This is a genomic window from Pelagibacterium sp. 26DY04 (assembly GCF_031202305.1).
Classification (GTDB): Bacteria; Pseudomonadota; Alphaproteobacteria; order Rhizobiales; family Devosiaceae; genus Pelagibacterium.
In genome coordinates this window covers 651867-678428 of record NZ_CP101731.1, presented here as the reverse complement: position 1 = coordinate 678428, position 26562 = coordinate 651867, and the positions used below count along the sequence as shown (strand labels likewise).

Genomic DNA, 26562 nt, shown 5'->3' with positions numbered 1-26562 from the left:
CCTCAAGGGGAGAAGGGGGCTCTTGGGGGAGCGTTGCGGCTGGGGCTCAGGCGCTGAGTGTACTGGATCCCGGCTCAAGGCCGGGATGGCGGTGGGGGTGGGTGATGGTGGGTATCTTCAAGGCTGCTGGAGACCTCGGTGGTGGAGCGTGTTGAGAGCCGGAGGCGGGGCTGTGCCCTGCCTCACCCCCACCGTGTCACCCCGGGCTTGACCCGGGGAAAGGTATGCGCGCCGTTTTCGGCTCTTGCCATGACGCAAGCTCAGCGCACCCCTCATCCGTCTCGCCCTTTGGGCGATCCACCTTCTCCCTCAAGGGGAGAAGGGTTCCTGGGGAAGCTTTACGGCCCGAGTCTCTTCGCTTGTGGACTCAAGCCTCTCTATCGTGATCGCCTTCGTTCCCGGACTTGATCCGGAGACGAAGGCGACGAGGGGGATGCGGGAAAAAGAGCCGGGAGCGGCGCGCATACCGTGCCCCGGGTCAAGTCCGGGGCGACAGAGGGTGGGGTGATGGAAGGAGGACGGCACAAGCAGTTTAATGGGGCACGCCCCTCTCCATCGCCACTGCCGGGTTGGACTCGGCAATCCGCAGTGTTGCCGGTGGTGGGGGAACGACTGCCGAGGGCGTGAGAAGTTCGGTCGAGGCGGCGGCGAAGGGGCGGGAGGAAAGGAGGGGTTTCGAGAGCGACGTGGGGTGCCTTACTGTGCTTCGGTAGCCTCGGCGCGTTGCAGGATGTCGGCGGCTTCGGGGTTGAGTGCTGCGCCTTCCTTGCGCGGGCGCGTCAGGGGTGTGGGCTTGGGGACGCCGGTGTTGGGCTGGAACATGGTCGACCCGGCCATCAGCCCGCCAGTGATCTGCATTTCGAACCGATCGGCGTCGCGCAGGCGGACGTCTTCGATGATCTCCTGGGCCTCTTCCCGGTCCACGCCGAGCGATACAAGGGTTTCCTCGCCGAACACCAACGCCGATTCCAGCGTTTCGCGGATTTGATAATCCACCCCGAGCCGCACGAGTTCGAGCGCGTGGGTTCGGTCAAAGGCGCGGACGTGGAGCTTGGCGAGGGGGTATTCGGCCTTCACATGCTCAACGATGCGCGTTGCGTCGGCGGGCTTGTCGATGCACACGAGAATGGCCGTGGCGGCGCCGGCACCGGCGGCGTGCAGGATGTCGGGGCGCGTGCCGTCTCCGTAATAAACCTTGAAGCCGAAATCGGCAGCGGCCTGGATCATCTCGACGTCGTTGTCGATGATGGTGACGTCCACGCCCTTGGCGAGCAGCGGCTGGCTTACGAGCTGGGCGAAGCGCCCGAAGCCGATCATCAGCACGGTGCCCGAAAGGCCATCGCGGACCTCCTCGACTCCGTCGAGGCTGACGCGTTCCTTAGGCATTGCCCCGTTCATGGCGATGATCGCGATGGGCGTCAGCACCATCGAGACGATCACGGTGGCGGTCAGGATGGCGTTCATCTCCGCATCGAGGATTCCGGCCGTTGCGGCGGCGGAATAGAGCACGAAAGCGAATTCGCCGCCCTGAGCCATAAGCACCGAGCGCTCCAGCGCCTCGCGATGATCGGACCGCATGATGCGGGCGATGGCATAGATGCCGGCGAACTTGACGGCCATATAGGCGACCACGGCCAACGCGATAAAGGCGTAGTTCTCGGCAATGACCGTCAGATCAAGCGACATGCCGACGGCGATGAAAAACAGGCCCAAAAGGATGCCCCGGAACGGCTCGATATCGGCTTCGAGCTGATGACGGAAGGTCGATTCCGAAAGCAGCACGCCGGCCATGAAGGCACCCATGGCCATGGAGAGCCCGCTGATATCCATGGCGAGCGCAGCGCCGAGAACCACCAGCAGCGCGGCGGCGGTCATCACCTCGCGGGCATGGGCATTGGCCAGGATGCGGAACAGGGGGTTGAGCAGGAACCGGCCGACCACGAACAGCCCAACCAGCGCGCCAATGGCAATGGCGATATCGGTGAGGCGTTGCCCCAGCGTGATGGTTTCGGCCTGCGGCGCGATGAAGGCGACCAGCGCCAGGAGCGGCACGATGGCCAAATCCTCGAGCAGCAGGATCGAGACCATTTTCTGGCCCTGGGGCGTGGAGATTTCGCCGCGCTCCTCGAGTACCTGGAAGACGATGGCCGTCGAGGTCAAGACAAAGCCCAGGCCGGCGATGAGCGCAATTGTCGGATCGAGCCCGAGCAGCACCCCTGCCCCGGTTATCAGCGCCGCACAGGTGGCCACCTGCAGCACGCCCAGCCCGAAGATCTCGCTGCGTAGGCTCCAGAGGCGTCGTGGCTGCATTTCGAGCCCGATGACGAACAGGAACATCACGACGCCCAGTTCGGCCGTGTGCAGGATGGTTTCGGGATGGGTAACGACGCGAAATCCGAACGGGCCGATGGCAAGCCCGGCAGCGAGATAACCCAGCACCGAACCCAGGCCGATCCGCTTGAAGATCGGCACCGCGACGACACCGGCGGCCAGGATCGCCACCACGGGAAGAAGATCGAATCCGTGTGCTGCTTCGCCGGCCATGACGATCCCCCGTGGCGTGTGTCCCGGCCCCACGCTAGGCCAGAGCGCGGAATCGGACAAGGGGATTGACAGCGGCGAAATGGTGTATTACTCAACTAATACACTATACGGAAGCACACATGACACAGTGGCGCGACGATCAACCGATATTTCTGCAAATCCGGCAAAGGATGATCGAGATGATCCTCAATGGCACCATCAATGAAGGCGATGCCCTGCCCTCGGTGCGGCAGGTGGCGGCCGACCTCTCGGTCAATCCCTTGACCGTCACCAAATCCTACCAGTCGCTGGTCGATATGGGGACGGTGGAAAAGCGCCGTGGCATGGGCATGTATGTGACCGAAGGCGCTCGCGCGGCCCTGCTCGCCCATGAGCGGGAAAAGTTTCTGACTGAAGACTGGCCAGCCATCGCGGCGCGGATCGCCGCGCTTGGATTATCGGCCGAGATGTTGCTCAAGGACGGGGACGACCAATGACCACGACCACAGAAAACCCGATCGTTTCGGCACGCGGTTTGCGCAAGCGGTTCGGCAAGTCCGAAGTGTTGCACGGGCTCGATTTCGACATCCCCGCCGGCCGCATCTACGGCCTTGTCGGTCACAATGGCGCGGGCAAGACGACGACGCTCAACGCGCTTTTGGGGCTGACCCAGTGCGAGGGCAAGATCGAGGTCCTGGGGCTCGACCCGTTCGCCAACCGCGCCAAGCTGATGAACAATGTGGCGTTCATCTCCGATGTCGCCTCGCTGCCGCGGTTCCTGCGGGTGCGCGAGCTTTTCGCGCTGCTTTCCAACATTCATCCCAATTTCTCGCAGGGCAAGGCGCGAGATTTCCTCTCGGGAACCGACATCAAGCCCGAAGCCAAGATCAAGAACCTCTCCAAGGGCATGATCGCCCAGCTTCACCTGGCCGTGGTGATGGCGATCGACGCCAAGCTCCTGGTTCTGGACGAGCCCACGCTGGGGCTCGACATCACCTATCGCAAGCGGTTCTACCGGCGCCTCCTGGAAGACTACATGACCGAGGAGCGCACGCTTTTGATCACCACCCATCAGGTGGACGAGATCGAATTCATGCTTTCCGACATCATGTTCATCCGCGATGGCGAATTGATCGTGCATATGCAGATGGAGACGGTGAACACCAAATTCGCCCAGCTCGTCATCTCCGATCCGGCAAAGATCGAGGCGGCGCGGGCGCTGGGGCCAGTGTTCGTCGAAAGCCGGTTCGGGCAGACGGTGATGATCTTCGATGGGGTGGCCCATGACGAGCTTGCGCCCCTGGGACAGGTTTCGACCCCGAGCCTGTCGGACCTTTTCGTGGCGCTGATGCAGCGCGAAACCTACAATGCGGGAGCCGCCTGATGCAGGCCACCATCGCCCTTATCAAGCGCGAATATCTCGAGCATCGCGGCGCCTTCGTCTATGGGCCGCTGATCCTGCTGGCGGTGATGCTGGCCGCCGCCATCTATGCGGTGCTCGACATCGATTTCGGCGGCGAGTTTACCGAAAGCCTGCCCACCGTTCTGCGGTTTTACGAGACCGGCTTCGCGATGTCGGCCGCCGGGTGGCTGGTCTACCTGATCATCATGCTGTTCTTTTACTATGCCGATGCGTTTGCGGCCGACAGCCGCAACAATTCGATGCTGTTCTGGAAATCCATGCCCCAGAGCGACCTCAAGATTCTTTCCTCCAAGGTCGCGGCGTCGGTAACGGTGTTTCCCGCGCTCATCCTGCTCGCCCTCGCCCTGACCGGGGTGATCGTCTACCTGCCGACGGTGATGGCCAGCGACTTCCTGGGCGGTTTCGCGCCACCCTCGCTGGGGGAAACGGCGGGGGCCTGGCTCAACGTCATGGTCTCGGCGCTGGTGATCTTCGTCATCGCGCTGCTATGGTATCTGCCGTTCCTTGCCTGGGTGGGGCTGTTGGGCACCATGGTCAAGAAATGGGCCATTCCCCTGGCCTTCCTCATTCCGGCGGTCATCGGACTGTTCGAGAGGGTGGTGACGCGCAATTTCCTCGTCGACGGCGTCTTCTGGACCTTTATCGCCGACCGGTTCGAACTCAAATTCGAGGGGCTCGATTTCGAGGGATATTGGCTGACCGGCCAGCCCTGGAACGGGCTCGAGCTGGCGGCGCTGATGCTCAACGGGACCGATTGGGTGCAGCTTGTCGGCGGGGTCGCGGTGGCGGTGATCTTTGTCTATTTCGCCAGCGAATACCGGCGGCGGTTCGTGCTCGCATAGGCGCCGATTCGAGCCGGCGCAAAGTATGGCGCATCAACAAGCCCTTGAGAATCCGGAAAATTTTCATGCCCACACAAACAATCGTGCAGAACTCACGGAGCCAAAACGGGTTGCCAGACTTATAGATTCGGGCCACGATGGCCCCGGTTTCAACCAAGCGAAAGGAGGTGATCCAATGTCTAGTGAGATCCGCGCATGCGGGAGTGACTTTGGGTATGAGGTGGTTTTGACGAGGCAGCCCTCGGCAAAATAGCCCTCCCTCCGAACCGCTTGGTTCACGGCGGTCCGGCTAAAGGACACGCACAGGGAAACGCTGGCGGTTCAGGTCACCTCGTGTGACGGTATCATGGAAGGACTGTTCGAGAGATCGGGCAGTCCTTTTTCTTTTTGCCCGCTTGATCGCGCGCCTTCTTCGTCCTAGATTGTCCATCGCCTCTTTACGATGAAGAGGCGGATACGTTCTCAGGGCGGGGTGGAAGTCCCCACCGGCGGTGACAGGCGAATTGCCTGAAGCCCGCGAGCGCTTTGCCAGGTGGCGAAGGTCAGCAGATTCGGTGCGATTCCGAAGCCGACGGTCACAGTCCGGATGAGAGAGAACGGGACCAACGTCCGATGACGCGCCTGCCCTTGCGGCCGGGCGCCTGTGGCGTCGTCTCCCGTAACCCTGGGGAAACTGGTTACGGAAAGGACGACCAATGAACCAGATTTCCTCTTCCACCCACGCTCCCCTGTTGGGCGCGGTGTTCATGCTCGGCGCGGGGATGACCTTCGCCGCGATCAATATCCTCACCCCCATCATCACCTATCAGATGGGCGTACCATCCACTGCCGTGGTGTTCTGGCAATATGTGATCGCCACTGTCTTTGCCTTACCGCTAATTCTGCGGATCGGGCTTTCCAGATTGCGCACGCGGCATCCTTACTGGCACGAGGCGCGGGCGTTTCTGTCGGCACTCGGCGTGCAGTTCTTCGCCTTCGGCTTTGCCGTGGGCGTGCCGGTCTGGCAGATGGTGGCGCTGTCGATGACGGGGCCGTTTTTTATCCTCATCGGCGCCACGGTGTTTCTGGGCGAAAGGCTGACGCCGCAAAGGCTAGGCGCGACCGTTATCGGCTTTATCGGCGCCGTGCTGGTGTCCCAGGTCGGGACCGAGCAATTCACGCTGGCCTCTCTGTTGCCGGTTCTCGCGGCGCTGTGCTGGGGAACGGTTTCGGTGATCACCAAATATCTCAGCCGTGACGAAGAACCGGAATCGCTGACGCTTTATATGCTGGTGCTGATTACGCCCAATCATTTCCTGATCGGGCTGATCCTCGGCATCGCCATTGCGGTATTGCCGGCGGACGCGCTGCCGGCGGGCCTAGCGACCGGGTTCGACTTCGCGCTGCCGATGGGCGCGGCGCTTGGGCTGATCGCGCTTTTGGGGCTGGTGACGGCGGCCGCGCAGTATTGCTTGAGCCTTGCCTATAAGGTCGCCGATGCCACCTATCTACAGCCGTTCGACGATTTGAAGCTGCCGCTCAATACGCTCTTGGGATGGGCAGTGCTATCGCAGGTGCCGGCGGTTTCGTTCTGGCCGGGGGCGGCGCTGATCCTGGCGGCGTCGAGCTTCATTCTCTGGAGCGAACGGCGGAGCGGGCCGGGGCAGTTGCAAATGGCTTAAAGGCTCACCCACCGTCCGTCTCGATGGCTGTGGGCCATGGCGTGGACGGTGCGTTCGATGGTGAGGCCCGTTTCGAAATCGATGATGTGCGCCGGCTCCCCGGAAATGGCGCGCATCACCTCGCGGGCTTCGATGATCTTGAGATCGTTGAACCCCAGGCCATGGCCGGGCGCGGGGATGAATTTATCGTAGGGCGAGTGGATCGGGGCGGTGAGCACCGTGCGGAAACCCTGTTCAGCCGCCCTGCCCTCGCGGGTGAAGAGCTGGAGCTCGTTCATGCGCTCCTGGTCATAGGCGATGGTGCCGTCCGAGCCGAAAATCTGCAGCGCGATGCGACCCTTGCGGCCCCAGGCCGAGCGGGAGAGCTGGATGGCGCCGGCGATGCCGCCCGAAAGACGCAGGAGGATGTTGGCGATGTCGAAGGTTTCGACCTCGCGCTGCTTGTCGTCGGCTGTCGGCCTGGTGGCGAAGGGCTTGGCGAAATCGGCCATCACCTTTTCGACCGGGCCCAAAAGCGTCGTAAGGATCGAAAGCGGGTGGACGCCGAAATCATCGAGGGCGCCATAGCCCGAACTTGCCTCGCTTTTCCAGGAAAAGAGCGCCGCCGGATCGGCCATGAAATCCTCGTCCATCTCGACGCGGACGGAATGGACGATGCCGATGGCGCCTTCGGCCAGCAGTTTCTGAACGTGCCGGATGAGCGGGTTCTGGATGTAATTGTAGCCCAGGACAGCGACACGGCCAGACGCTTTTGCGGCCTCGGCCATGTGTTCGGCATCGGCAAAGTGCGGCGCCATGGGCTTTTCGCACCAGACATGCTTTCCGGCTTGCAACGCCGCGATGGCCATCTCCGGGTGGAAGGCGTTGGGCGTGGTGATCGAAACCACATCCACTTCCGGATCGGCAATCAGGTCGCGCCAATCGCCAGTGGCGCGCTCGAATCCTAGTGCCTGGGCCTGCCGGGCAGCGAGGTCGGCATTGGCTTCGGCGAGATGGACGAGGCGTGGCCGGGCGACATCGCCGAACACGGGGGCGACCGCGTTCCAGGCCAGCGCGTGGCACTTGCCCATATAGCCGGTGCCGATCAATCCGACGCCCAGTGATGTCATGGAATGCAACAGCCCCAAAAAAAGACGGCGGAATATGAGAAACTCATATCGCCGCCGGAGGTTGCTCTTGCCCTTCGCGCTCTCGCGAAGGTCTTAAAGATACCCGGCCTTTTGCTCGCCTTGCAAGATCGTGGCAACAAAAAGGCGAAAGATTCATCCTATTATTTGCAAAAATCCCACACAGCCGGGTATCGGGAACCGCTTGCGGACTATTGGTATTCGGCGGCGTTGGAGGCGTCGACCAGCACCGTGCCGGTATCGATCCACTCTTCGATGGTTTCGCCATTGGAGAGCGCGATCAGCGACTCGATAGCGAAACGGCCCATATTCTCGGGTGATTGCGCCACCGAAGCGGTCAACTCGCCAGCCAGGATGGAGGCTGCCGCATCGGGGTTGGCGTCGAACCCGACGACCATGACGTTTTCGAGCATCGCTGCCTGCTTGAGCGCTTCGACGGCGCCCAAAGCCATGTTGTCGTTGGATGCGAAGATGCCCTGAATGTCGGGATTTCCGGTAATGATGGTTTCGGCCACCGACATGCCCATGGCGCGGTCCCAATTGGCGGGCTGTTCGGCAACGATGTTGAGGCCACAGCCCGAGAGCCCTTCCTGAGCCCCCTGGGCCCGAGCCTGGCCGGTGGACTGGCTGATCAGCCCCTGAAGGATCGCCACATTGGCCCCTTCAGGCAGGTTTTCGCACATATATTGGGCTGCGAGCGCCGCGCCGGCCTGATTGTCGGTGCCGATGAAGGAGACGCCTTCATTGATGCCTTGCGTATCGACGAAAACCACAGGGATTTCCTGGGCGATGGCGGCATCCACCACGGGAGCGAGCGCATTGGGATCGGTCGGCGCCAGCGCGATGCCGTCCACCCCTTGGGCGATCAAATCCTCGATCTGGGTGATCTGGGCCTGAACGTCGGATTCCTGGGGCGGAGCGACGACGATCACTTCGACCCCGGCTTCCTCGCCAGCCGCCATGGCACCCGCTTCGACGGCGGCCCAGAACGGGTTGCCGGCGCCTGGGCCCTTCATGCCCAGAACATAGGTCTGGGCGCTGGCACCCACCGTCATGACCGAGAGCGCAATCCCGGCCAGAAGCACTGCTTTCATTTCATGGTCCTCCCTTTTCTCCATTTCAGTTGCGGTGCGTTCCGGCTGGAGAGCACCGGAACGGCCGGATTTTCCTACCTGCGCACGGCGGCGCGGCGGCGGACGACGTCGATCCAGACCGCGAAGATGATGACTACCCCGATCAGCACCATCTGCCAGAAAGAGCTGACATTGTTGATGTTGAGCCCGTTGCGTAAGAGCCCCATGATCAGCACCCCGGCCAGAACGCCGATCACCGTGCCGCGGCCACCGAAGAACGAGGCTCCGCCGATGATCACCGCCGCGATGGCGTCGAGTTCGAGCATCAGCCCGGCATTTGGAAAGCCTGAATCGGTGCGGCCGGCGAGCAGCAGGCCGCCCAGGCCGGCCATGAAACCGGAGATGACGTAAACCAGGATCAACACCCGATCGACATTGACGCCGGAAACCCGCGCCGCCTGGGGATTGCCGCCGATGGCGTAGATATGCCGGCCCGTGGAGGTCTTTTCCAGGAAGAACCACAGGCCGATCGCGCAGACGGCGACGAGGATCAGGCTGGCCGGAATGCCGGCGGGCGGCGCGAAGATGCCGAGATCATAATAGGCCTGGCCGAGATAGCGCACCTCTGGCTGGAGCCCGGAAATCGGTGCGCCGTCGGTCACGAGATAAGCGATGCCGCGCACCGCGTTCAGCGTTCCCAAGGTCATGATGAAGGGGTGCGGCAGCTTGAGCCAGGTGAGCCCTATGCCATTGACCAGCCCCACGGCGATGCCGACCAGCGGACCGACCATCAGCACCACCGGCCAAGGCAGGCCCGCACGGCTGGCGATGGCGAGGGTGACCATGGAGAGCGCCATGGTGGAGCCAACGGAGAGGTCGATGCCGGCGGTGACGATGACCACGAACATGCCCAGGGCGACCAGCGCCAGAGTGGCGTTTTGCTTGAGGATGTTGGTGAGATTCTGGGGGGTCAGGAACACCTCGGGGCGCGAGAGAGCGATCACCACCATCATGACGATGACGACGAGGACGATGCCGTAGGTTTCGAGAAATTTCGCGAGCCTCGGATTATAAAGCACGTCCCGCCCTCCCCTAGTGCAGCCGATCGTGGGCGAGGGATTTGGTATGGCCCTTGGTGCCCATGATCCAGCCGATCACCTCGTTGCGCGAAGTGTCGCCCAGCGGGCTTTCGGCGAAATTGGTGCCCTGATAGAGGGCCATCACCCGGTCGCAGCAGTAAAAGATATCGTCCATGCGGTGGGAGATGATGATCACCGCAACGCCATGATCCTTCAGCCTTTTGATGAGGTCGAGCACCTTGCCGACCTCCTTGATGGCAAGCGCGGCGGTGGGCTCGTCCATGATGACGAGCTGGGCATCGAACGCGGTGGCACGGGCGATGGCGACCGCCTGGCGCTGGCCGCCGGAAAGATCCTCGGTGTTCTGGTCGACCGATTTCACCTCGATATGGAGATTGTCGAGATGGTCCTTGGCCATGTCGCGGGCGCGCTTGTGATCGATGAAGGTCAGCGGGCCCACCTTGGTGCCAGGCTCGCGGCCGAGATATATGTTCTCGTAAATGGGCATGTTTCCGGCCAGGGCGAAGTCCTGATAGACCATCTCGATGCCCTTGGCGCGGGCGTCTTTGGGGCTGGAAAAGCGCACCGGGCGACCATCGAAGATCAGCTCACCCTCGGAGGGCTGGTAGAGGCCGGAGAGGATTTTCATCAGCGTGGACTTGCCCGCGCCATTGTCGCCGACGACACCCAGAACCTCGCCGTGATCGACGTGGAAATTGACGTCGCGCAGCGCGGTGATGGCGCCAAAATATTTGGCGATTCCGCGCGCTTCGAGAAGCGCCGCGCCTCCTCCGGCCATGCTCACCTCCCTCGCATCAAAATAGAACGACTGATGCATCAAATTATTATTGTGGAATGTTTATTCCATTTGAGGCAGAGTGCGTCAAGACACAATCGGGCGATCCGGCGCAAAAATCAGCGCGAAATGGCGGGGATAAATGCGGTTTTTGCGCCTGTTTCATTTCGTTTAAGCGCCGGCGGTGCAATTGCCGGGGAAAGCGCGCCCACGAGTATAGAAGCGGGCGGGGGCGCGGGGATAAGTAAAGGGCACGAAACGGGAATGGCGCGCGGGAAAGCGATGGACAGCCAAAGCCAGGCGGAGATGCCGCCACGCGACTTCGCGGCCTTGCGCGAAAAGGTGATCGCGCGCTGGGAGGAATTGCCGCGTCGGCTGACGCAGGTGGCCGAATACGCGCTCAACAATCCCGACGACGTGGCGTTCGGCACCGCCGCCTCGATCGCCGCCAAGGCGCAGGTGCAGCCCTCGACGCTTGTGCGGTTTTCCCAGGCCTTCGGCTATCAGGGGTTTTCGGACCTTCAGGACGTGTTCCGCTCGCGGCTGCGCGATCATGTGCTGGGCTATGACGAGCGCATGGCGCAATTGCGCGAGCATGGAGAAGGCTCGCCCCGCGCCTCGATGATCCTCGAAGGGTTCGCCGAAGCCTCGCTGCGTTCGATCTCGGCGCTGACCAGCCGGCACGATCCGGCGGTGTTCGAAAGGGCGCTGGACGTTCTGGAGGGCGCGCAGACGGTTTATCTCATCGGGCTGCGGCGCTCGTTTCCGGTGACCTCCTATATGGCCTATGCCATGGGCAAGCTCGGGATCCGCACCATTCTGGTCAACGCTGTGGCGGGGCTAGCGGCGGAACAGGCCGGATTTGCCGGCGAGGGCGATGTGGCGATCGCCATCAGCTTTACGCCCTATGCCAGCGAAACCGTGGCGCTGACCGCGCAGGTGCGCGAGGCGGGCGCCAAGGTGGTGGCGATCACAGATTCCATATTCTCTCCCCTCGCCTCGCAGGCCGATGTGTGGTTCGAGATCGCCGAGGCCGATTTCGAGGGGTTCAGGTCGATGAGCGCGACGATGACGCTGGCCATGGCGCTGACGGTGGCGCTGGCGGATCGGCGCAAGGGGGGACCCGGGGCCTAAACCTCTGCTGCGGACGCGGAAGCGTTGCGGGTCTCCGGGTCAAGCCCGAAGACGACGAAAGGGAGGGTTGATGCGTGTGGCAGCGGCCTGCGCCTGTGCTCCAGGCCAATCCTTGGGTTGAGCGGCGGCGTGGACGGTGAAGCCAAAGGCCGAAACGGGCACTCCCCTCTCGCTCGTCATTGTCGGGCTTGACCCGACAATCCGCAGGGCTGCCCGGTGTGCGGGAGACGTTGGGGGTATAGGAAGCGTTGCGGGTCTCCGGGGCGAGCCCGAAGACGACGAAAAGAAGAACGGCTGGAGCCAGAGGGGATCTAGATCGGCTCAACCCGCTCGAACAGGCCCTCATAGGAAAGCACAAGGCCCTGGTCGTCCAGGTCGAGATCGGCTTCGAAGCCGTTGGCGACGCCCAGATCGGTGTAGTGGACGCGGGTGGGGGTGAGGCGGTCGTAGCGCTGGCGGGAGCGGCGGAGGGCCATGGTGGCGGCGTCGATGTAGGCGACGTCGAGAGTGAGGCTGTTCTTGGCGCCCGAAAGCAATTTGCGGATGGGGAGCGTGTTGCAGAAGGGGGTGACCGAGAGGTCGGGTTCTTCGGCGCCGTCCAGATCGGGGCGGTGGACGCCATCGACCGACCAGCCGGTGCCGGCGCGTTCCAGCGCGATGCGCGTCATGCCGTCGGCGTCCGATTTTTCGACAAGAAGCGAAAGCGTGTGCCAGTCCGGGGTCAGGCGCCAGATGTGATCGATGCGGAAACCGCCGTCTTCGACGCAGATCACCGTGCCGGAGACGGAAATGCCGTCAGCGCCGGGTTCGAGCACGAGCCGCTCCATGCCGGCGAGATCGATCCGCCGCCAGAACAGGATTTGGGTTGCCGGCGCCGCGTGCATCTCAATCTCCCGCGTGCGGATGGCCGCATTGGTGCGGGGTCTGGGCCAGACGGTCCTCGAAATCGTCCCGCACCTGGGCCAGCGTCATTGCGGCGAACTGCTCGAGGATCATGGCTTCGGCGGCGCCGAGCGTATCGTGGATGCGCGCGTTGACCGATTTTTCCACCAGGCAGCGCGGATCGTCATTGGCAAGGCCAAGGGCGAACAGATGGGGGGAACCCAAGGCGCGGTAGATATCGGCCATGGTGATCTCCTCGAGCGGGCGGGCCAGCTCCCATCCGCCATTGTGCCCCTTGGCCGAGCGCACATAGCCCGCCTCGCGCAGCCCGGCCATGGTGCGGCGCACGACCACAGGGTTGGTCGAGAGCATTCTGGCGATGGTTTCGGACGTGGCGGCGCCGGTGTGCGAGCTCATGTGGATCAGCACATGGAGCATGCGGGAGAGCCGGTTGTCGGTGCGCATGACGAGTACCTCCGCCTCTGCCGTAGCGCGGGGAAGACCGGCGCGTCAATCAAGGGCTTGAGCGGGACGAGCGGGTGGGCGATGCTCCCGGCGGGCCGAAGGAGGAGCATCATGGGCAGCCCAATTTCGCAAAGATTGCTGGATATCGTCGATGCATTGCCGCTCAAACGCGACATGCGGGTGCTCGAGATCGGGTGCGGGCCAGGCGTCATGGCGCGGGAGATGACCAAACGCGTGGGCGCGGGCAAGGTGGTGGCCATCGACCGCTCCGCCAAGGCCATTGCCCAGGCGATTGCCGGCTCGGCCGAAGAGATCGCGGCCGGACGGCTCGAGTTCCGCCAGAGCGAGACGGAAAGCTTTGCGCTGGAAGAGGGCGAGGCGCCATTCGACATCGCCGTCGCGGTGCGGGTGGGTGCGCTCGACGGGCGGCATCTGGAAGCCGGAGTGAAGGCACGGGCGGCGATCGCCAAGGCGCTCAAGCCCGGCGGCAGGCTCTTTATCGACGGCGCGCCGATCCGGGAGATCGGGCTTTAGGTTCGCGCCAATCCGAGTTGCGGGAAAGCCACAGCAAAGTTTGAAGTGGTTACCGCAAGGTTAGCGGCGCGGAACGAAGGGGTGGGCGCTGCGTTCAACTGGCCGCGGGGGAAGATCAGGCAGGCCGATGCCTGGGTCGCGACGGCAACGCCGTCGCCCCCAAGGGTTTGCCTGTGCAAACCAACGGAGATGAACAATGAAATCCGCTCTTGCAAAGACCATCCTGGCGACCACCGCCGGGCTGCTGATGACGGGCACCGCGCTGGCCCAGACCGCCACGGCGACCGCCACCACCGACCTCAACATCCGTTCCGGCCCGGGGCCGCAGTTCGAGGCGATCGGGGTGATCGGCAGCGGCGAAACCGCGACCGTTACCGGCTGCGTGACCGACTCCATGTGGTGCGAGATCGACTTCAACGGCACTGTGGGCTTCGCCTATTCCGACTATCTGACCGTGGAATCCCAGACTGCCGGGGAAGTGGTGGTTTTGACCGAACGTCCGCCTGAACTGGTCGGCGTCGTCGAACCCGACACCACCGCCAACTCCACGGTGACCGGCGCGGCCGGCGGCGCCATCGCCGGCGCCCTGATCGGCGGCCCTGTCGGCGCGGCGATCGGCGCGGGCGTAGGGGCGACGGCCGGCGTTGTGGTCGATCCTCCGGAAGAGGCCGTCACCTATGTGCAGTCGAACCCGGTCGACCCCATCTACCTTGAAGGTGAAGTGGTGGTCGGCGCGCAGGTGCCTGAAACGGTGACCGTGCAGACCATCCCGGACTATGAATATTCCTACGCCTACATCAACGGCCAGCCGGTGCTGGTTGCGCCGGACACGCGCGAGATCGTGTACATCGTTCGGTAAGCATACCGAAGAAAATTGCCCGGGGCGGCCGAAAGGCCGCCCTTTTGCTTGTCAAAGCCCAACCCGCTCCCAAGATGGATAAAATTGCCCAGGAAATTTTACAATGCCCGATACTTCTCCGACGTTTTTCGCCCGCCTGGCCCCGCAGCTCATGGCCGGGGCCGCGGCGTTTTTCGCGCTGGCAGGCGCGGCCATGGCCGAGACCGTGGCGCTGGAGGTGGCTGAAGCGCGGGCGGGAATGGATGCAAACAGCGGCGCGCCGGCGCTGCACATCGAATTGAGCGCGGCGGGGCGCAAGGCGTTCGGGGATTTCACCATCCGCAATGTCGGCACCCAGATCGACGTGCTGCTGGACGGCAAGGTTTTGACCTCGCCCTACATCCAGAGCCCGATCACCGGCGGATCGCTGGTGATCAACGGCAACTTCACCGCCGAGGAGATCGAGGCGATGGTGGCGCGGATCCGGGCCGGCGAGGGTGCGCTGGTGGTGCGGCTTCCGGCGCCGTGAGCGGCGCCGCCGGTGGTGCCGGAGGGGTATCGGCTTAACCCAGCCGCACGACCTGACCCGATTTCAGGCTTTCGCTGGCGGCTTCGGCGAGTTTCTGGGCCATGAGACCGTCATGGCCGGAGGCGCGGGGGGACTCGCCGCGATCGAGGAAATCGAGAAACTTTTCGATTTCGGCGGTGTAGGCGAGCTGGTAGCGCTCGACGAAGGAGAAGGGGATCTTGTCTTCGGTCCAGCCCTTCTCATTGGCCAGTTCGACGGTGGTGTCGTGAATGTTGGCGGCGCGCAAAAGGCCTTTGGAACCATGGACTTCGATGCGCTGATCGTGGCCGTAGGTGGCGCGGCGGGAATTGGTGATGACCACGATCTTGCCCGAGGCGGTCTGCATCTGGACGCTGGCGGTGTCGATATCTCCTGCCCGGCCGATTTCGGGGTCGGTCAAAACACCCCCAAGTGCATGAACCGTAACGGGTTCTTCGTCGCCTAGAAGGAAGCGGGCCATGTCGAAATCATGGATCATCATATCGCGGTAAAGCCCGCCGGAACGCTCGATATAGGAGACCGGGGGTGCGGCGGGGTCGCGGCAGGTGATGGTGATGATTTCGGGATCGCCGATTTCGCCCGAACGCAGGCGTTTTTCCAGCGCGGCGAAGTTGGGATCATAGCGGCGGTGGAAGCCGATCATCAGGGGAACGCCTGTTTTTTCAGCCACTTGCAGGCAGGCTTCGATGCGCGGGACCGAAAGCGAGACCGGCTTTTCGCACAGGATCGCCTTGCCGGCGCGGGCGGCCTGTTCGATCAGGTCCGCATGGGTATCGGTGGGAGTGGCGATGAGGATGGCATCCACATCGGGAGAGGCGACAACCTCCTGGACCGGCTTGGTTTTCGCGCCCACGGCGGAGGCCAGCGCTTCGGCGGCCTGGGGCATTGCGTCGGCAATATAAGCGACGCTGGCGCGGCCCGAGCGGGCGATCGAGCGGGCGTGGACATTGCCGATGCGGCCGGCACCCAAAATTCCGAAACGGACCATTTTCCCTCCCCAGAACCGTTCAACACCCCCTGTGTTGAACGGTCGAATTTGCTGTGTTGAATGCACAGGCCCGCTAACGTTGACGAACCGGCGTTTCATGGGCCCATGTTTTCCCAATCAGGGCCGAGAAAGCAACAGCAAAATGGAACAAACATTCTGAATTGACACGTTTTCAGAATTGATGTTTCAATTCAGATCAGCGGAACGGAGGCCGCCGCCAGCATGGACAGGTTGGAGGACCGGCTCGATGTGATCACCATCGGGCGCGCATCGGTCGACCTTTACGGCCAGCAGATCGGATCCCGGCTCGAGGACGTTTCGAGCTTCGCCAAATCGGTGGGCGGGTGCCCGGCCAATGTGGCGATCGGGGCGGCGCGGCTGGGACTGAAATCGGCCTGGCTGGGGCGCGTGGGCGACGAGCCGTTCGGGCGATTCATCGCCGAGCAGATGGCGCGCGAGGGCGCTTCGACCGAGGGGATCATCACCGACCGCGACCGGCTGACGGCGCTGGCGATCCTGGCGGTCGAGGACGACAAGCACTTTCCGCTGATCTTTTACCGCGAGGACTGCGCCGACATGGCGCTGACCGAGGGGGATATCTCCGAGGATTTCATCGCTCGCGCGAGCGCCGTGCTGGTGACGGGGACGCATTTTTCGCGCCCCTCCACGGCGGCGGCCCAGAAGATCGCCATGCAATTCGCCCGGCGCCATGGGGGCAAGGTGATCTTCGACATCGATTATCGCCCCAACCTTTGGGGGTTGGCGGGGCATGGGGCGGGGGACGAGCGCTATGTGCCCTCCAACGTCGTTTCCTCGCGCATGCGGGACGTGCTGCCGCACTGCGATCTCATCGTGGGGACGGAAGAGGAAATCCTGATCGGTTCGGGGGAAACCGATCTCGATGCCGCGCTGAGGGCGATCCGGTCACTGTCCTCCGCCGTGATCGTCCTCAAGCGCGGCCCCATGGGGTGCGTGGTGTTCGACGGCGATATTCCCGAGCGGATCGAGGACGGGATCGTGGGACAGGGGTTTCCCATCGAGGTGTACAACACGCTGGGCGCGGGGGACGCGTTTCTGAGCGGGTTCTTGCGCGGGTGGCTCAGGGGGGAGGCGCTGGAGACCTGCGCGACATGGGCCAATGCCTGTGGGGCGTTCGCGGTGTCGCGGCTGTTGTGTTCGCCGGAAATCCCGAGCTTTTCCGAGCTGCAATATTTTCTCGCGCATGGGAGCCAAGAAAAGGCGCTGCGCAAGGATCAAGCGCTCAACCATATCCACTGGGCGACGACGGGGCGGCGGCGGGACTATCCGGAGCTGATGGCGTTGGCCATCGATCATCGGACGCAGCTCGAGGAGCTGGCCGACAACGTGGGGGCGGACCGGGAGCGGATTTCCGCCTTCAAGCTTTTGGCCGTGGAGGCGGCGGCGCGGGTGGCGGATGGGCGCGACGGCTTCGGGATGCTGATCGACGACAAGTACGGGCGCGAGGCGCTGTTCGCGGCGAGCAGGCACGCCAATTTCTGGATCGGAAGGCCGGTGGAACTGCCTGGATCGCGGCCGCTCAAGTTCGAATTTTCCGAGGACGTGGGATCGCGGCTGATCGAATGGCCGGTGGATCATTGCATCAAGTGCCTGTGCTTTTTCCACCCCGACGATCCGGAGGAACTGCGCGGGGCGCAGAGGGCGAAGCTCAAGGCGCTCCATGACGCGGCGCGGCGGCTGGGGCGGGAATTGCTGATCGAGATCATCGCGGGCAAGAGCGGGGCGGTGGGCGACGAAACGGTGCCGGAGGTGCTCGAGGCGCTGTACGCGGTGGGGATCAAGCCCGATTTGTGGAAGCTCGAGCCGCAGGCGGGGGCACGGGCATGGCAGCGGATCGACGAGGTGATCGAAAGGCATGATCCCTATTGCCGGGGAGTGGTGCTGCTGGGGCTGGATGCGCCGACCGAGGAGCTGGAAGCGGCGTTTGCGGCGACGGCGGGGTCGCGGACGGTCAAGGGGTTCGCCGTGGGGCGGACGATTTTTGCCGGGGCGGCGGAAAAATGGTTGGCTGGGGAGATGGGAGACGAGGAGGCGGTGACGGAGATGGCGGGCCGGTTTGCCGGGCTGGTGAGCGCGTGGGGGGAAAGGTGATGAGCGTGCTGGATTATGCGGCTTTCGCCGCCGCATCGACGATGTCGATGCGCACCCCTCATCCGCCCCTTCGGGACACCTTCTCCCACCAGGGGAGAAGGGTATCTGAGTTCGTGGAGGCCTCTGAGCTCACCAAGACGGCGGAGAGCCATCCATGACCGGGACGATCAGGCTGACCATGGCGCAGGCGGTGGCGCAGTTTTTGGCGGCGCAGATGACCGAGATCGAGGGGCAACGACTGCCGCTGTTTGCGGGGGTGTGGGCGATCTTCGGGCATGGGAATGTCGCGGGGATGGGCGAGGCGCTTTATGGGGTGCGGGACAGGCTGCCGACGTTTCGGGCCCATAATGAGCAAGGGATGGCGCATGCAGCGATCGCGTTCGCCAAGGCCAGTTTCCGGCGGCGGATGATGGCGTGTACGTCTTCGATCGGGCCGGGCGCAACCAATATGGTGACCGCCGCCGCGCTGGCCCATGTCAACCGGCTGCCGGTGCTGTTTCTGCCCGGAGATGTGTTCGCCAACCGGGCGCCCGATCCGGTGCTCCAGCAGGTGGAAGATTTTGGCGACGGGACGGTTTCGGCCAATGACTGCTTTAAACCCGTGTCGCGGTATTTCGACCGGATCACGCGGCCCGAGCAGATCATGCCGGCGCTGCGACGGGCGATGGCGGTTTTGACCGATCCGGCCGAATGCGGGCCGGTGACGCTGGCGTTGTGCCAGGATACGCAGGCGGAAGCCTATGATTATCCGGCGTCGTTTTTTGACGAGACCGTGTGGCGGCAGCGGCGGGTGCGGCCCGATGAGGGGGAACTGGCACGGGCGATAGAGGCGATCCAGGGGGCGCAAAAGCCGGTACTGATCGCGGGCGGCGGGGTGCTCTATTCGGGCGCGAGCGAGGTGCTGGCGCGGTTTGCCGAAAAGCATGGCGTGCCGGTGGTGGAGACGCAGGCGGGGAAATCGGCCCTGCCCCATTCTCACAAGATGAACATGGGGTCTGTCGGGGTGACCGGGACCAGCGCGGCGAACCGGCTGGCCGATGAGGCCGATCTGGTGATCGCGGTGGGGACGCGGTTGCAGGATTTTACGACAGGGTCCTGGGCGCTGTTCAAGAATCCCGATGTGCAATTTATCGGCCTCAACGTGGCGGCGATGGATGCGGCAAAGCATGGGGCGATGCCGCTGGTGACCGATGCACGGGCCGGGCTGGAGGCGCTCGATGCCGGGCTGGGAGACTGGCGGGCACCGGAGCGCTGGCGCGAGGCGGCGGAAGCGGGCAAGCGCGAGTGGCTGGAAGCGGCAAATGCCGTGACGGCGGCGAGCAACGCTCCCCTGCCCTCGGATGCGCAGGTTATCGGGGCGGTGCAGCGGAGCGTTGGGGACGCCGTCGTCGTGTGCGCGGCGGGCGGGCTGCCGGGGGAGTTGCACAAGCTGTGGCAGGCCGAGGCGCCGGGGAACTATCACCTGGAATATGGCTATTCGTGCATGGGCTATGAGATCGCCGGGGGCTTGGGCGTCGCCATGGCGCGGCCGGGGGACGAGGTGGTCGTGATGGTGGGGGATGGGAGCTATATGATGCTCAATTCCGAGCTCTCGACCGCCGTGATGATGGGGCTAAAGCTCACCGTGGTGGTGCTCGACAATCGCGGGTTCGGGTGCATCAACCGGCTGCAGATGGCGACGGGCGGGGCGAACTTCAACAACCTGTTCGAGGATGTGCGGCGCGAGCGGATGCCGGAGATCGATTTCGCGGGGCACGCGCGGGCCATGGGGGCGCATGCGGAGAAGGTTTCGGGGATTGCCGAGCTTGAAGCGGCGCTGGGGGCGGCGCGCGGGCGGGAGGGGGTGAGTGTCGTCGTGATCGACACCGATCCGTTGGTGACCACCGAAGCGGGCGGGCATTGGTGGGACGTCGCGGTGCCCGAGGTGAGCGCGCGGGAAGAGGTGCGGGAGAAAAGGGGTAAGTATGAGGAGAGGGTGAAGGGGCGGACGCTTGGTTGAGACGCGATTTCGGCCTTGCGGCCGACGCATCGGCGAAGCCGACGCGCACCCCTCATCCCCGACCCTTCTCCCTCAAGGGGAGAAGGGGGCTCTCTTGGCAGGCGTTTGTGTTCTTGCCGAAGTGCTGCCACGCGATCTCCTTCTCCCCTTGAGGGAGAAGGTGGCCGGAGCGAAGCGGAGGTCGGATGAGGGGTGCGCTGAGGTTCCATTCGAACCACGTTGGACGGGTCAAGCTCAGAGCACCCTCATCCGTCTCGCCCTACGGGCGATCCACCTTCTCTCTCAAGGGGAGAAGGGTAACGGGGCAAACATGAAAGTCGGTTATTGCCGTAAACGCGGCATCGGGCATCCCTTCTCCCCTGGTGGGAGAAGGTGGCCGCGAAGCGGTCGGATGAGGGGGCGGAGGGGGTGAGGTGGGTCCGTAGGAACTCTTCGGCGCTGCCGATTACTGGATCCTGGCTCAAGACCGGGATGACGGTGGTGAGGAGGACAGGTATGGGGAGGCGCCAATTCGAGAAGGAAAATATAGCGGTTCATCTTGATTTTCCTTCGACAGCTCCTGTTCCTGGTCGACTCCGAAAATCGGAAACCGTGCCCGGAGGTGGTACTTCTGTCGGGATGCGGGGAAATCTAGCGGATCTACGGGTCAGTCTTCCGGCCGCGAGCGTCAACCGAATCTTCGGCCGCTGCCGGTTACTGGATCCCGGCTCAAGGCCGGCAATGACAAGAGATTTGGGTTGGCGGGTGATCGGGCATGCCGAAGCTCGGCGCCCCCCTCATCCGACCTTTCGCTTTCAGCGAAAGCCCACCTTCTCCCACCGGGGGAGAAGGGTAGTGGGGCAAACATGAAAGTCGATTATTGCCGTAAACGCTGCAACGGGCATCCCTTCTCCCCTGGTGGGAGAAGGTGGCCGCGAAGCGGTCGGATGAGGGGGGCACTGAGGTTCCATTCGAACCACGTTGGGCAGGCAAACTCAGCGCCCCTCTCATCCCCGTCCCTGGTTCGGCTCCAATCGCTCCACTGGAGCGATTGGTGGCTACGCCACCGCCTCCCAGTCCCACCAGGGGAGAAGGGGGCTCTCTTGGCAGGCGCCACAGTTCTTGCCGAAGCTCTGCACCGGGTTATCCTTCGCCCCTTTGGGGAGAAGGTGGGCCGGCGAAGCCGGGTCGGATGAGGGGACGGCGCTTGATCCGCCGGCTAGAGTGGACGTGGAAGCTCAGCGGCCCCTCATCCGCCCCTTCGGGGCAACCATTCGAGCCCCCGCCTTCGGAGGGGCAGGCTCCGCTCTCATGGCCTTCTCACCTCCAATCGCGCCACCGGCACGATTGGCCAAAGGACGGTTCGAAGTCTCCCACCAGGGGAGAAGAAGATCGGGGCTTATCGGCCGCTGGGATTCCCGCTACCGACACGGTAAGCAAATGAAAGAAGACGAGGAAACATGATCCGGATCGGTGCGAACCCTATCGGGTGGTCCAATGACGATATGATCGAGATCGGCGGGGAGACGCCGCTGGAGGTTTGTCTGGCGGAGGCCAGGGAGGCGGGGTTTTCCGGGATGGAGCTGGGGAACAAGTTTCCGCGGCGGGCCGAGGCTTTGCGGCCGATCCTCACGGCGCATGGGCATGAGCTGGTTTCGGGGTGGTATTCGACCCAATTGCTGCTGCGCGACGTCGATGAAGAACTCGCGGCGGCGCGGGGGCATGCGGAACTGCTCCGGGACATGGGCTGCACGGTGATGATCGCGTGCGAAACCTCCAACGCCATACACGGGCAGATGGAGACGCCACTTTCGGCAAGGCCGGTGCTGCCCCATGAGATCTGGGGACGGTTCGGGATGCGGCTGACGGCGTTTGCACAGAGGCTCAGGCAGGAATTCGGGCTCAAGCTGGTTTATCACCACCATATGGGAACGATCGTGCAGACCGAGGCGGAGATCGATCGGCTGATGGCATCGACCGGGGATGCGGTGCATCTGCTGCTCGATACCGGACACGTCACCTGGGGCGGGGGCGATCCGGCGCGGGTGGCGCGGAACCATTTCTCACGCATCGCGCATGTGCACACCAAGGATGTGCGCGGGGACGTGATGCTGCGGGCGAACTCGGAGGATTGGAGCTTTCTGCGCTCCGTGCTGGCGGGGGTTTATACTGTGCCGGGGGATGGGATCGTGGATTTTGCCGCGGTGTTTGCGGCGCTTGAGGGGTACGAGGGGTGGGTCGTTGTGGAGGCCGAGCAGGACCCGGACAAGGCGCATCCGCTGACTTATGCGAAGATGGGGTATGGGCATTTGCGAGGGGTGGTGGAGGATGCGGGGTTTGTGGTGGAGGGGTGAGGGTTTGATCCGCGACTGGTGAGTTCGTAGCAAGCTCAGCACCCCCCTCATCCGACCTCCGCTTCGCTCCGGCCACCTTCTCCCACCAGGGGAGAAGGGTAGCTGGGGCAGACACGAAGACCGGTTGTTGCCGAAGCGCTGCCGCGACCGCCCCTTCTCCCCTGGTGGGAGAAGGTGGCCGCGAAGCGGTCGGATGAGGGGGGCGCTGAGGTGGCGAAACCACTGGCGCTCGCGTTTGCCGAAGCTTTGCGCACCCCTCACCCCCGGCCCTCCCCCTCGAGGGGAGAGGGAGGCTCTTGGGACTGGGGCTGAGACAAGAAGGAGAGGACCATGTCAGACCTGCTCATCAAGCCTACCCGCACCCGCGGCAAGGTGATCGATGTCACGCCCGCGAGCGCCGGGTGGGCGTATGTGGGGTTCGCCCTGCACAGGCTCGCTCCGGGCGAAACCGTGGCCGAGACGACCGGGGAGCGGGAGGTTTGTCTGGTGTTTGTGGCCGGCACGGGGGCGGTGAGTGCCGGGGGCGAACGCTTAGGGGAGATGGGCGGGCGGATGAGCCCGTTCGACGGCAAACCGGCGGCGGTCTATGTGCCGGGGAACAGCGAGTGGTCGGTGACGGCGGCGAGCGAACTGGAGTTTGCGGTGTGTTCGGCCCCTGCCCTCACCGGGCGGGAGGTGAAGGTGATCGGCCCCGACGCGATGAGCCAGGAGGTGCGGGGGAAAGGCACCAATACGCGCTATGTCACCAATATCCTGCCCGAGACGGACGGGGTGGCGGACAGCCTGCTGGTGGTGGAGGTGATCACGCCGGGCGGGCACACATCGTCCTATCCGCCGCACAAGCACGATCGCGATGCGCTGCCCGAGGAATCCTATCTCGAGGAGACCTATTACCATCGGCTGAACCCGCCGCAGGGGTTCGGGTTTCAGAGGGTCTATACCGATGACCGCTCGCTCGACGAGGTGATGCTGATCGAGGATGGAGTCACGGTGCTGGTGCCCAAGGGATATCACCCCTGCGCGGCGATCCATGGGTATGATCTTTATTATCTCAACGTCATGGCCGGGCCGCACCGGGTGTGGCGATTTCATAACCAGCCGGATCATGAATGGCTGCTCGGCGGGTGAGGCCGGTGCGGCTTGTTTCCTGCGCAGCTCCGGCGACGCAAAGTGCGGCGCACTTTGCTGCTCGCTGCGGGCCGACTGGGGTTTTCGTAGCGAAATGCCATAGAACTCTGCTTGACGTATAGTGCGCTATACTGACTTTCTTAACCAGAAAACGCATGAGTGACTGTCCAGGCCCCAAGATGACGCGCCTAAAGGCGGCGTTAAATCCTTTGGACCTAACAGTGGCCGAAGCAAGGACACGGGGCTCACCTTGGGGGACAAGGCGCGACAGAGGCTGGAACGATTGGGGCGGGCGGTATTCCGCGCCAGCAACATTCCCACGTTGATCGCGCTGATCGTGATCGGCATCACCGTTCTTTACGCCGAACGCCAGAACCGCGAGGTCTATGAGCAGTCCCAGCGCACCATGGTGCTCGACAAGGTGGGGCTGGTGCGGGCCCAGCTCGAAGGCAAGGTCAACGCCAATCTGCAGCTCGTCCATGGGCTGGTGAGCGTGATTTCCAACGAGCCGGACATGGACGCCAACCGGTTCGCGGCGCTCGCATCCTATCTGTTTGCCCAGGAAAACCTGCTCATCAACATCGCGGCGGCGCCCGAGCTCGTGGTGCGGATGGTCTATCCGCTGGAAGCGAACGCGGCGGCGCTGGGGCTCGACTATACGGCCAATGCCGCCCAGCGCGAAGCGGCGCTGGTGGCGCGCAACACGCGCGAGATCGTGCTGGCCGGGCCGCTCGATCTGGTGCAGGGCGGGCGCGGATTTATCGGGCGGTTTCCCGTCTATTACACCGACGATCAGGGGCGCGAGGTGTTCTGGGGCATCGTTTCGGCGGTGATCGATGCCGACCGGCTCTATGCCGAAAGCGGGGTGATCGAGACCGGCGAGATCGCCATCGCCATTTCCGGGCGCGACGGAGACAGGGACGCGGGCGGCGTGTTCCATGGCGATCCGGCGATCCTTGCCGACAATCCCGTACGCGCCGAGGTGTCCCTGCCATCGGGCGGCTGGACGATCTGGGCGGCGCCGGCGGACGGTTGGGGCGCCAACCCGCCCAACGCGATGGTGCAGCGCATGGGGATGGGGCTGGCCGCGGCGCTGATCCTGGTTCCCATTATCCTTTTGGGCCGGCTCAACGACGAGCGCCGGCGGCGGATGGACGAACAGCGGCGGCGCGAGATCGAGCTGTCGCGCATTTCGCGCCGGCTGGGGCTGGCGCTGGCCAGCTCGCAGATGGGGGTGTGGGAACTCGATGTGGAGACGGGGGCACTCACCTGGGACGCGCGCATGAACCAGCTTTACGGCTATTCAGCCGATGGCGGACCGCGCAGCTATCGCGACTGGCGCGACAGGCTGCATCCCGACGACATCGCACGGGCCGAGGACGAGTTCGCCCAGGTGCTGAGCACGGGCAGCCAATATCTTTCCAACTTCCGCATCGTGACGCCCGCGGGGGAAATCCGCCATATCCGGGCGGCGGGCTCGATCTATCAGGAAAAGGGCGCTTCGATGCGCTTTCTGGGCGTCAACTGGGACGCGACGCCCGATGCCAAGCTGTCCGAAGCGCTGATCAAGGCCAAGACGCAGGCGGAAGCGAAAAACTTCGAATTGGAAACCGCCAAGGCGCGGATCGAGCACAACGCCATGCACGACCCGCTGACCGGGCTGCCGAACCGGCGCTATCTCGACCACATTCTGGAGGCCCATACGCGCCAGAGCGCGGGAGCGAAAGGGCACGTTTCGATCCTCCATATCGACCTCGACCGGTTCAAGCAGATCAACGACACGCTGGGGCATGCGGCGGGCGATGCGATGCTGATCCACGCCGCCGACGTGCTCAAATCCGCCGTGCGGCCGACCGATTTCGTGGCGCGGATCGGCGGGGACGAGTTCGTGATCCTGTGCTTGGGGAAGCGGGCCGATGCCGAACTCAAGGGCCTGGCCGACCGGATCATCGAAGCGATGCGCAAGCCGGTTTCCTACCAGGGGCACGAGTGCCGGTTCGGGGTTTCGATCGGCATCGCGCGCGGGGATGTGAGCGCCATCGCGGCCAAGCAGATACTGGTCAACGCCGATATCGCGCTCTATCGCGCCAAGCGCGAGGGCCGCAGCCGCGCGGAGTTCTTCTCGGAGGAATTGCAGGCCCAGATCGTCACGGCCAAACGGGTGGCCGACGACATTCTGGCGGCGCTGGAGAATGACGAATTCGTCGCCTTCTACCAGCCGCAGGTGGATGCCAAGACACTCGATATCGTGGGCATGGAAGCCCTGGCGCGCTGGAAGCACCCCACGCGCGGGATATTGACGCCCGATGCCTTCATGGCGGTGGCCGAGGACCTCAACGTGGTGGCCGCCATCGACGAGCTGATCCTCGAGCAAGCGCTGGATCAGCACCGCGAATGGGCGGCGGCCGGGCTCCGCGTGCCGCGGGTGTCGGTCAACGTGTCGGCGCGGCGGCTCAATGACGAGGGGCTGATCGGAACGCTGCGGGGGCTCGACATCGCTCCGGGCACGGTTTCGTTCGAACTCGTCGAATCCATCTATCTGGACGAACGCGACAGCCTGGTGTCCTGGAACATCGACCAGATCCGGGATCTGGGGATCGATATCGAGATCGACGATTTCGGCACCGGTTACGCTTCGATCGTGAGCCTTTTGCAGTTGCGGCCCAACCGGCTCAAGATCGACAGGCAATTGGTCAAGCCAATCACCCAATCGGCCGAACAGCGCCAGCTCGTGGCCTCGATCGTCGAGATCGGGGCCTCGCTGGGGATCGAGGCGATCGCCGAGGGGGTGGAAACGCGCGAACATGTGGCGCTTCTGGCCGAAATGGGCTGCGCGGCGCTGCAGGGGTATACCATCGCCCGGCCCATGGCGGGGGAGGATGCGACGGCGTTCGTTGCCGCGGAGCGGTGGCGGGAGGTGGGGTAAGCTGCGGGGTGAGTGGATCGGTGCTTCGTGGAGGTATTGAGGACCGACGGACACGATGGCGGGTGGGCCAGCGCCGCGCACCCCTCATCCGCCCCTTCGGGGCACCTTCTCTC

General features: G+C 63.9%; 21 protein-coding genes and 1 riboswitch. Of the genes, 13 read left to right on the top strand and 8 right to left on the bottom strand.

Translation table 11 applies throughout. The features are described from left to right. Positions 1–696 precede the first annotated feature (696 nt). Positions 697–2544, bottom strand: coding sequence for a monovalent cation:proton antiporter-2 (CPA2) family protein (locus tag NO932_RS03110; RefSeq protein ID WP_309209598.1), 1848 nt, complete (start codon positions 2542–2544; stop codon positions 697–699). Between the two features lie 119 nt (positions 2545–2663). On the opposite strand from NO932_RS03110, the gene NO932_RS03105 reads away from it, so the two are divergent. The 4 genes from NO932_RS03105 (at position 2664) to NO932_RS03090 (ending at position 6449) form a co-directional block, all read left to right on the top strand. Continuing rightward, positions 2664–3020, top strand: coding sequence for a GntR family transcriptional regulator (locus NO932_RS03105; RefSeq protein ID WP_309162683.1), 357 nt, complete (start codon positions 2664–2666; stop codon positions 3018–3020). Next, a complete protein-coding gene (locus tag NO932_RS03100; RefSeq protein WP_309209596.1) occupies positions 3017–3907 on the top strand; it encodes an ABC transporter ATP-binding protein in 891 nt (296 codons plus the stop codon). Before NO932_RS03105 ends, NO932_RS03100 begins: the two co-directional genes overlap by 4 nt. Continuing rightward, on the top strand, positions 3907–4788 hold the full coding sequence (locus tag NO932_RS03095) for a hypothetical protein (RefSeq protein WP_309209595.1): 882 nt from the start codon (positions 3907–3909) through the stop codon (positions 4786–4788). The genes NO932_RS03100 and NO932_RS03095 overlap by 1 nt, the downstream gene beginning before the upstream one ends. Positions 4789–5242: 454 nt before the next feature. Further along, a riboswitch (FMN riboswitch) is annotated at positions 5243–5390 on the top strand. A 93-nt stretch (positions 5391–5483) separates the two neighbouring features. Then, positions 5484–6449 carry a DMT family transporter gene (locus NO932_RS03090; RefSeq protein ID WP_309209594.1) on the top strand — a complete coding sequence of 322 codons (966 nt, stop codon included), beginning with the start codon at positions 5484–5486 and terminating at the stop codon, positions 6447–6449. Here the strand turns inward: NO932_RS03090 and NO932_RS03085 are convergent. The 4 genes from NO932_RS03085 to NO932_RS03070 form a co-directional block, all read right to left on the bottom strand. Beyond that, the gene (locus tag NO932_RS03085) at positions 6446–7558 is read right to left on the bottom strand and encodes a Gfo/Idh/MocA family oxidoreductase (protein WP_309162688.1); all 1113 of its coding nucleotides are present in this window, start codon (positions 7556–7558) and stop codon (positions 6446–6448) included. The two genes, NO932_RS03090 and NO932_RS03085, sit on opposite strands and share 4 nt — an antisense overlap. Positions 7559–7767: 209 nt before the next feature. Next, positions 7768–8670: a sugar ABC transporter substrate-binding protein gene (locus NO932_RS03080; protein WP_309209593.1), complete on the bottom strand. Its 903-nt coding sequence runs from the start codon at positions 8668–8670 to the stop codon at positions 7768–7770. A 74-nt stretch (positions 8671–8744) separates the two neighbouring features. Continuing rightward, positions 8745–9728, bottom strand: coding sequence for an ABC transporter permease (locus NO932_RS03075; protein ID WP_309209592.1), 984 nt, complete (start codon positions 9726–9728; stop codon positions 8745–8747). Between the two features lie 13 nt (positions 9729–9741). Further along, entirely contained in the window at positions 9742–10527 is a 786-nt protein-coding gene (locus tag NO932_RS03070) for an ATP-binding cassette domain-containing protein (protein ID WP_309209591.1), read from the bottom strand. A gap of 261 nt (positions 10528–10788) precedes the next feature. On the opposite strand from NO932_RS03070, the gene NO932_RS03065 reads away from it, so the two are divergent. Further along, positions 10789–11658: a MurR/RpiR family transcriptional regulator gene (locus NO932_RS03065; protein ID WP_309209589.1), complete on the top strand. Its 870-nt coding sequence runs from the start codon at positions 10789–10791 to the stop codon at positions 11656–11658. A 311-nt stretch (positions 11659–11969) separates the two neighbouring features. Here the strand turns inward: NO932_RS03065 and NO932_RS03060 are convergent, their stop codons facing one another. Together NO932_RS03060 and NO932_RS03055 are read right to left on the bottom strand one after the other, a co-directional pair. Further along, on the bottom strand, positions 11970–12542 hold the full coding sequence (locus tag NO932_RS03060; protein ID WP_309209587.1) for a putative glycolipid-binding domain-containing protein: 573 nt from the start codon (positions 12540–12542) through the stop codon (positions 11970–11972). A gap of 1 nt (position 12543) precedes the next feature. Beyond that, the gene (locus NO932_RS03055; protein WP_309209584.1) at positions 12544–13005 is read right to left on the bottom strand and encodes an Rrf2 family transcriptional regulator; all 462 of its coding nucleotides are present in this window, start codon (positions 13003–13005) and stop codon (positions 12544–12546) included. Positions 13006–13116: 111 nt separating this feature from the next. Here NO932_RS03055 and NO932_RS03050 point away from each other — a divergent pair, with 111 nt between their 5' ends. The 3 genes from NO932_RS03050 to NO932_RS03040 all read left to right on the top strand — a co-directional run bounded on the left by NO932_RS03050 (position 13117) and on the right by NO932_RS03040 (position 14906). After that, entirely contained in the window at positions 13117–13539 is a 423-nt protein-coding gene (locus tag NO932_RS03050) for a methyltransferase domain-containing protein (RefSeq protein ID WP_309209582.1), read from the top strand. A 196-nt stretch (positions 13540–13735) separates the two neighbouring features. Further along, complete coding sequence (locus NO932_RS03045) at positions 13736–14398, top strand: DUF1236 domain-containing protein (protein ID WP_309162698.1); 663 nt, start codon at positions 13736–13738, stop codon at positions 14396–14398. A 103-nt stretch (positions 14399–14501) separates the two neighbouring features. After that, positions 14502–14906 carry a hypothetical protein gene (locus tag NO932_RS03040; protein ID WP_309209581.1) on the top strand — a complete coding sequence of 135 codons (405 nt, stop codon included), beginning with the start codon at positions 14502–14504 and terminating at the stop codon, positions 14904–14906. Between the two features lie 34 nt (positions 14907–14940). Here the strand turns inward: NO932_RS03040 and iolG are convergent, their stop codons facing one another. Next, on the bottom strand, positions 14941–15933 hold the full coding sequence (gene iolG / locus NO932_RS03035; RefSeq protein ID WP_309209579.1) for an inositol 2-dehydrogenase: 993 nt from the start codon (positions 15931–15933) through the stop codon (positions 14941–14943). A 222-nt stretch (positions 15934–16155) separates the two neighbouring features. Here iolG and iolC point away from each other — a divergent pair, with 222 nt between their 5' ends. The 5 genes from iolC (at position 16156) to NO932_RS03010 (ending at position 26449) form a co-directional block, all read left to right on the top strand. Then, positions 16156–18063 carry a 5-dehydro-2-deoxygluconokinase gene (gene iolC / locus NO932_RS03030; protein ID WP_309209578.1) on the top strand — a complete coding sequence of 636 codons (1908 nt, stop codon included), beginning with the start codon at positions 16156–16158 and terminating at the stop codon, positions 18061–18063. A 154-nt stretch (positions 18064–18217) separates the two neighbouring features. Further along, positions 18218–20062: a 3D-(3,5/4)-trihydroxycyclohexane-1,2-dione acylhydrolase (decyclizing) gene (gene iolD / locus NO932_RS03025; RefSeq protein WP_309209576.1), complete on the top strand. Its 1845-nt coding sequence runs from the start codon at positions 18218–18220 to the stop codon at positions 20060–20062. 1439 nt (positions 20063–21501) lie between these two features. Continuing rightward, complete coding sequence (gene iolE, locus NO932_RS03020) at positions 21502–22395, top strand: myo-inosose-2 dehydratase (protein WP_309209575.1); 894 nt, start codon at positions 21502–21504, stop codon at positions 22393–22395. 330 nt (positions 22396–22725) lie between these two features. After that, positions 22726–23523 carry a 5-deoxy-glucuronate isomerase gene (iolB, locus tag NO932_RS03015; protein WP_309209573.1) on the top strand — a complete coding sequence of 266 codons (798 nt, stop codon included), beginning with the start codon at positions 22726–22728 and terminating at the stop codon, positions 23521–23523. A gap of 250 nt (positions 23524–23773) precedes the next feature. Next, positions 23774–26449, top strand: coding sequence for an EAL domain-containing protein (locus tag NO932_RS03010; RefSeq protein WP_309209572.1), 2676 nt, complete (start codon positions 23774–23776; stop codon positions 26447–26449). The last annotated feature ends 113 nt before the right edge of the window (positions 26450–26562 follow it).

Bases quoted from the DNA above. Each gene is read 5' to 3' on its own strand.
- NO932_RS03110 (WP_309209598.1), bottom strand. From the start codon at position 2,544: ATGGCCGGCGAAGCAGCACACGGATTCGATCTTCTTCCCGTGGTGGCG.
- NO932_RS03105 (WP_309162683.1), top strand. From the start codon at position 2,664: ATGACACAGTGGCGCGACGATCAACCGATATTTCTGCAAATCCGGCAA.
- NO932_RS03100 (WP_309209596.1), top strand. From the start codon at position 3,017: ATGACCACGACCACAGAAAACCCGATCGTTTCGGCACGCGGTTTGCGC.
- NO932_RS03095 (WP_309209595.1), top strand. From the start codon at position 3,907: ATGCAGGCCACCATCGCCCTTATCAAGCGCGAATATCTCGAGCATCGC.
- NO932_RS03090 (WP_309209594.1), top strand. From the start codon at position 5,484: ATGAACCAGATTTCCTCTTCCACCCACGCTCCCCTGTTGGGCGCGGTG.
- NO932_RS03085 (WP_309162688.1), bottom strand. From the start codon at position 7,558: ATGACATCACTGGGCGTCGGATTGATCGGCACCGGCTATATGGGCAAG.
- NO932_RS03080 (WP_309209593.1), bottom strand. From the start codon at position 8,670: ATGAAAGCAGTGCTTCTGGCCGGGATTGCGCTCTCGGTCATGACGGTG.
- NO932_RS03070 (WP_309209591.1), bottom strand. From the start codon at position 10,527: ATGGCCGGAGGAGGCGCGGCGCTTCTCGAAGCGCGCGGAATCGCCAAA.
- NO932_RS03065 (WP_309209589.1), top strand. From the start codon at position 10,789: ATGGCGCGCGGGAAAGCGATGGACAGCCAAAGCCAGGCGGAGATGCCG.
- NO932_RS03060 (WP_309209587.1), bottom strand. From the start codon at position 12,542: ATGCACGCGGCGCCGGCAACCCAAATCCTGTTCTGGCGGCGGATCGAT.
- NO932_RS03055 (WP_309209584.1), bottom strand. From the start codon at position 13,005: ATGCGCACCGACAACCGGCTCTCCCGCATGCTCCATGTGCTGATCCAC.
- NO932_RS03050 (WP_309209582.1), top strand. From the start codon at position 13,117: ATGGGCAGCCCAATTTCGCAAAGATTGCTGGATATCGTCGATGCATTG.
- NO932_RS03045 (WP_309162698.1), top strand. From the start codon at position 13,736: ATGAAATCCGCTCTTGCAAAGACCATCCTGGCGACCACCGCCGGGCTG.
- NO932_RS03040 (WP_309209581.1), top strand. From the start codon at position 14,502: ATGCCCGATACTTCTCCGACGTTTTTCGCCCGCCTGGCCCCGCAGCTC.
- iolG (WP_309209579.1), bottom strand. From the start codon at position 15,933: ATGGTCCGTTTCGGAATTTTGGGTGCCGGCCGCATCGGCAATGTCCAC.
- iolC (WP_309209578.1), top strand. From the start codon at position 16,156: ATGGACAGGTTGGAGGACCGGCTCGATGTGATCACCATCGGGCGCGCA.
- iolD (WP_309209576.1), top strand. From the start codon at position 18,218: ATGACCGGGACGATCAGGCTGACCATGGCGCAGGCGGTGGCGCAGTTT.
- iolE (WP_309209575.1), top strand. From the start codon at position 21,502: ATGATCCGGATCGGTGCGAACCCTATCGGGTGGTCCAATGACGATATG.
- iolB (WP_309209573.1), top strand. From the start codon at position 22,726: ATGTCAGACCTGCTCATCAAGCCTACCCGCACCCGCGGCAAGGTGATC.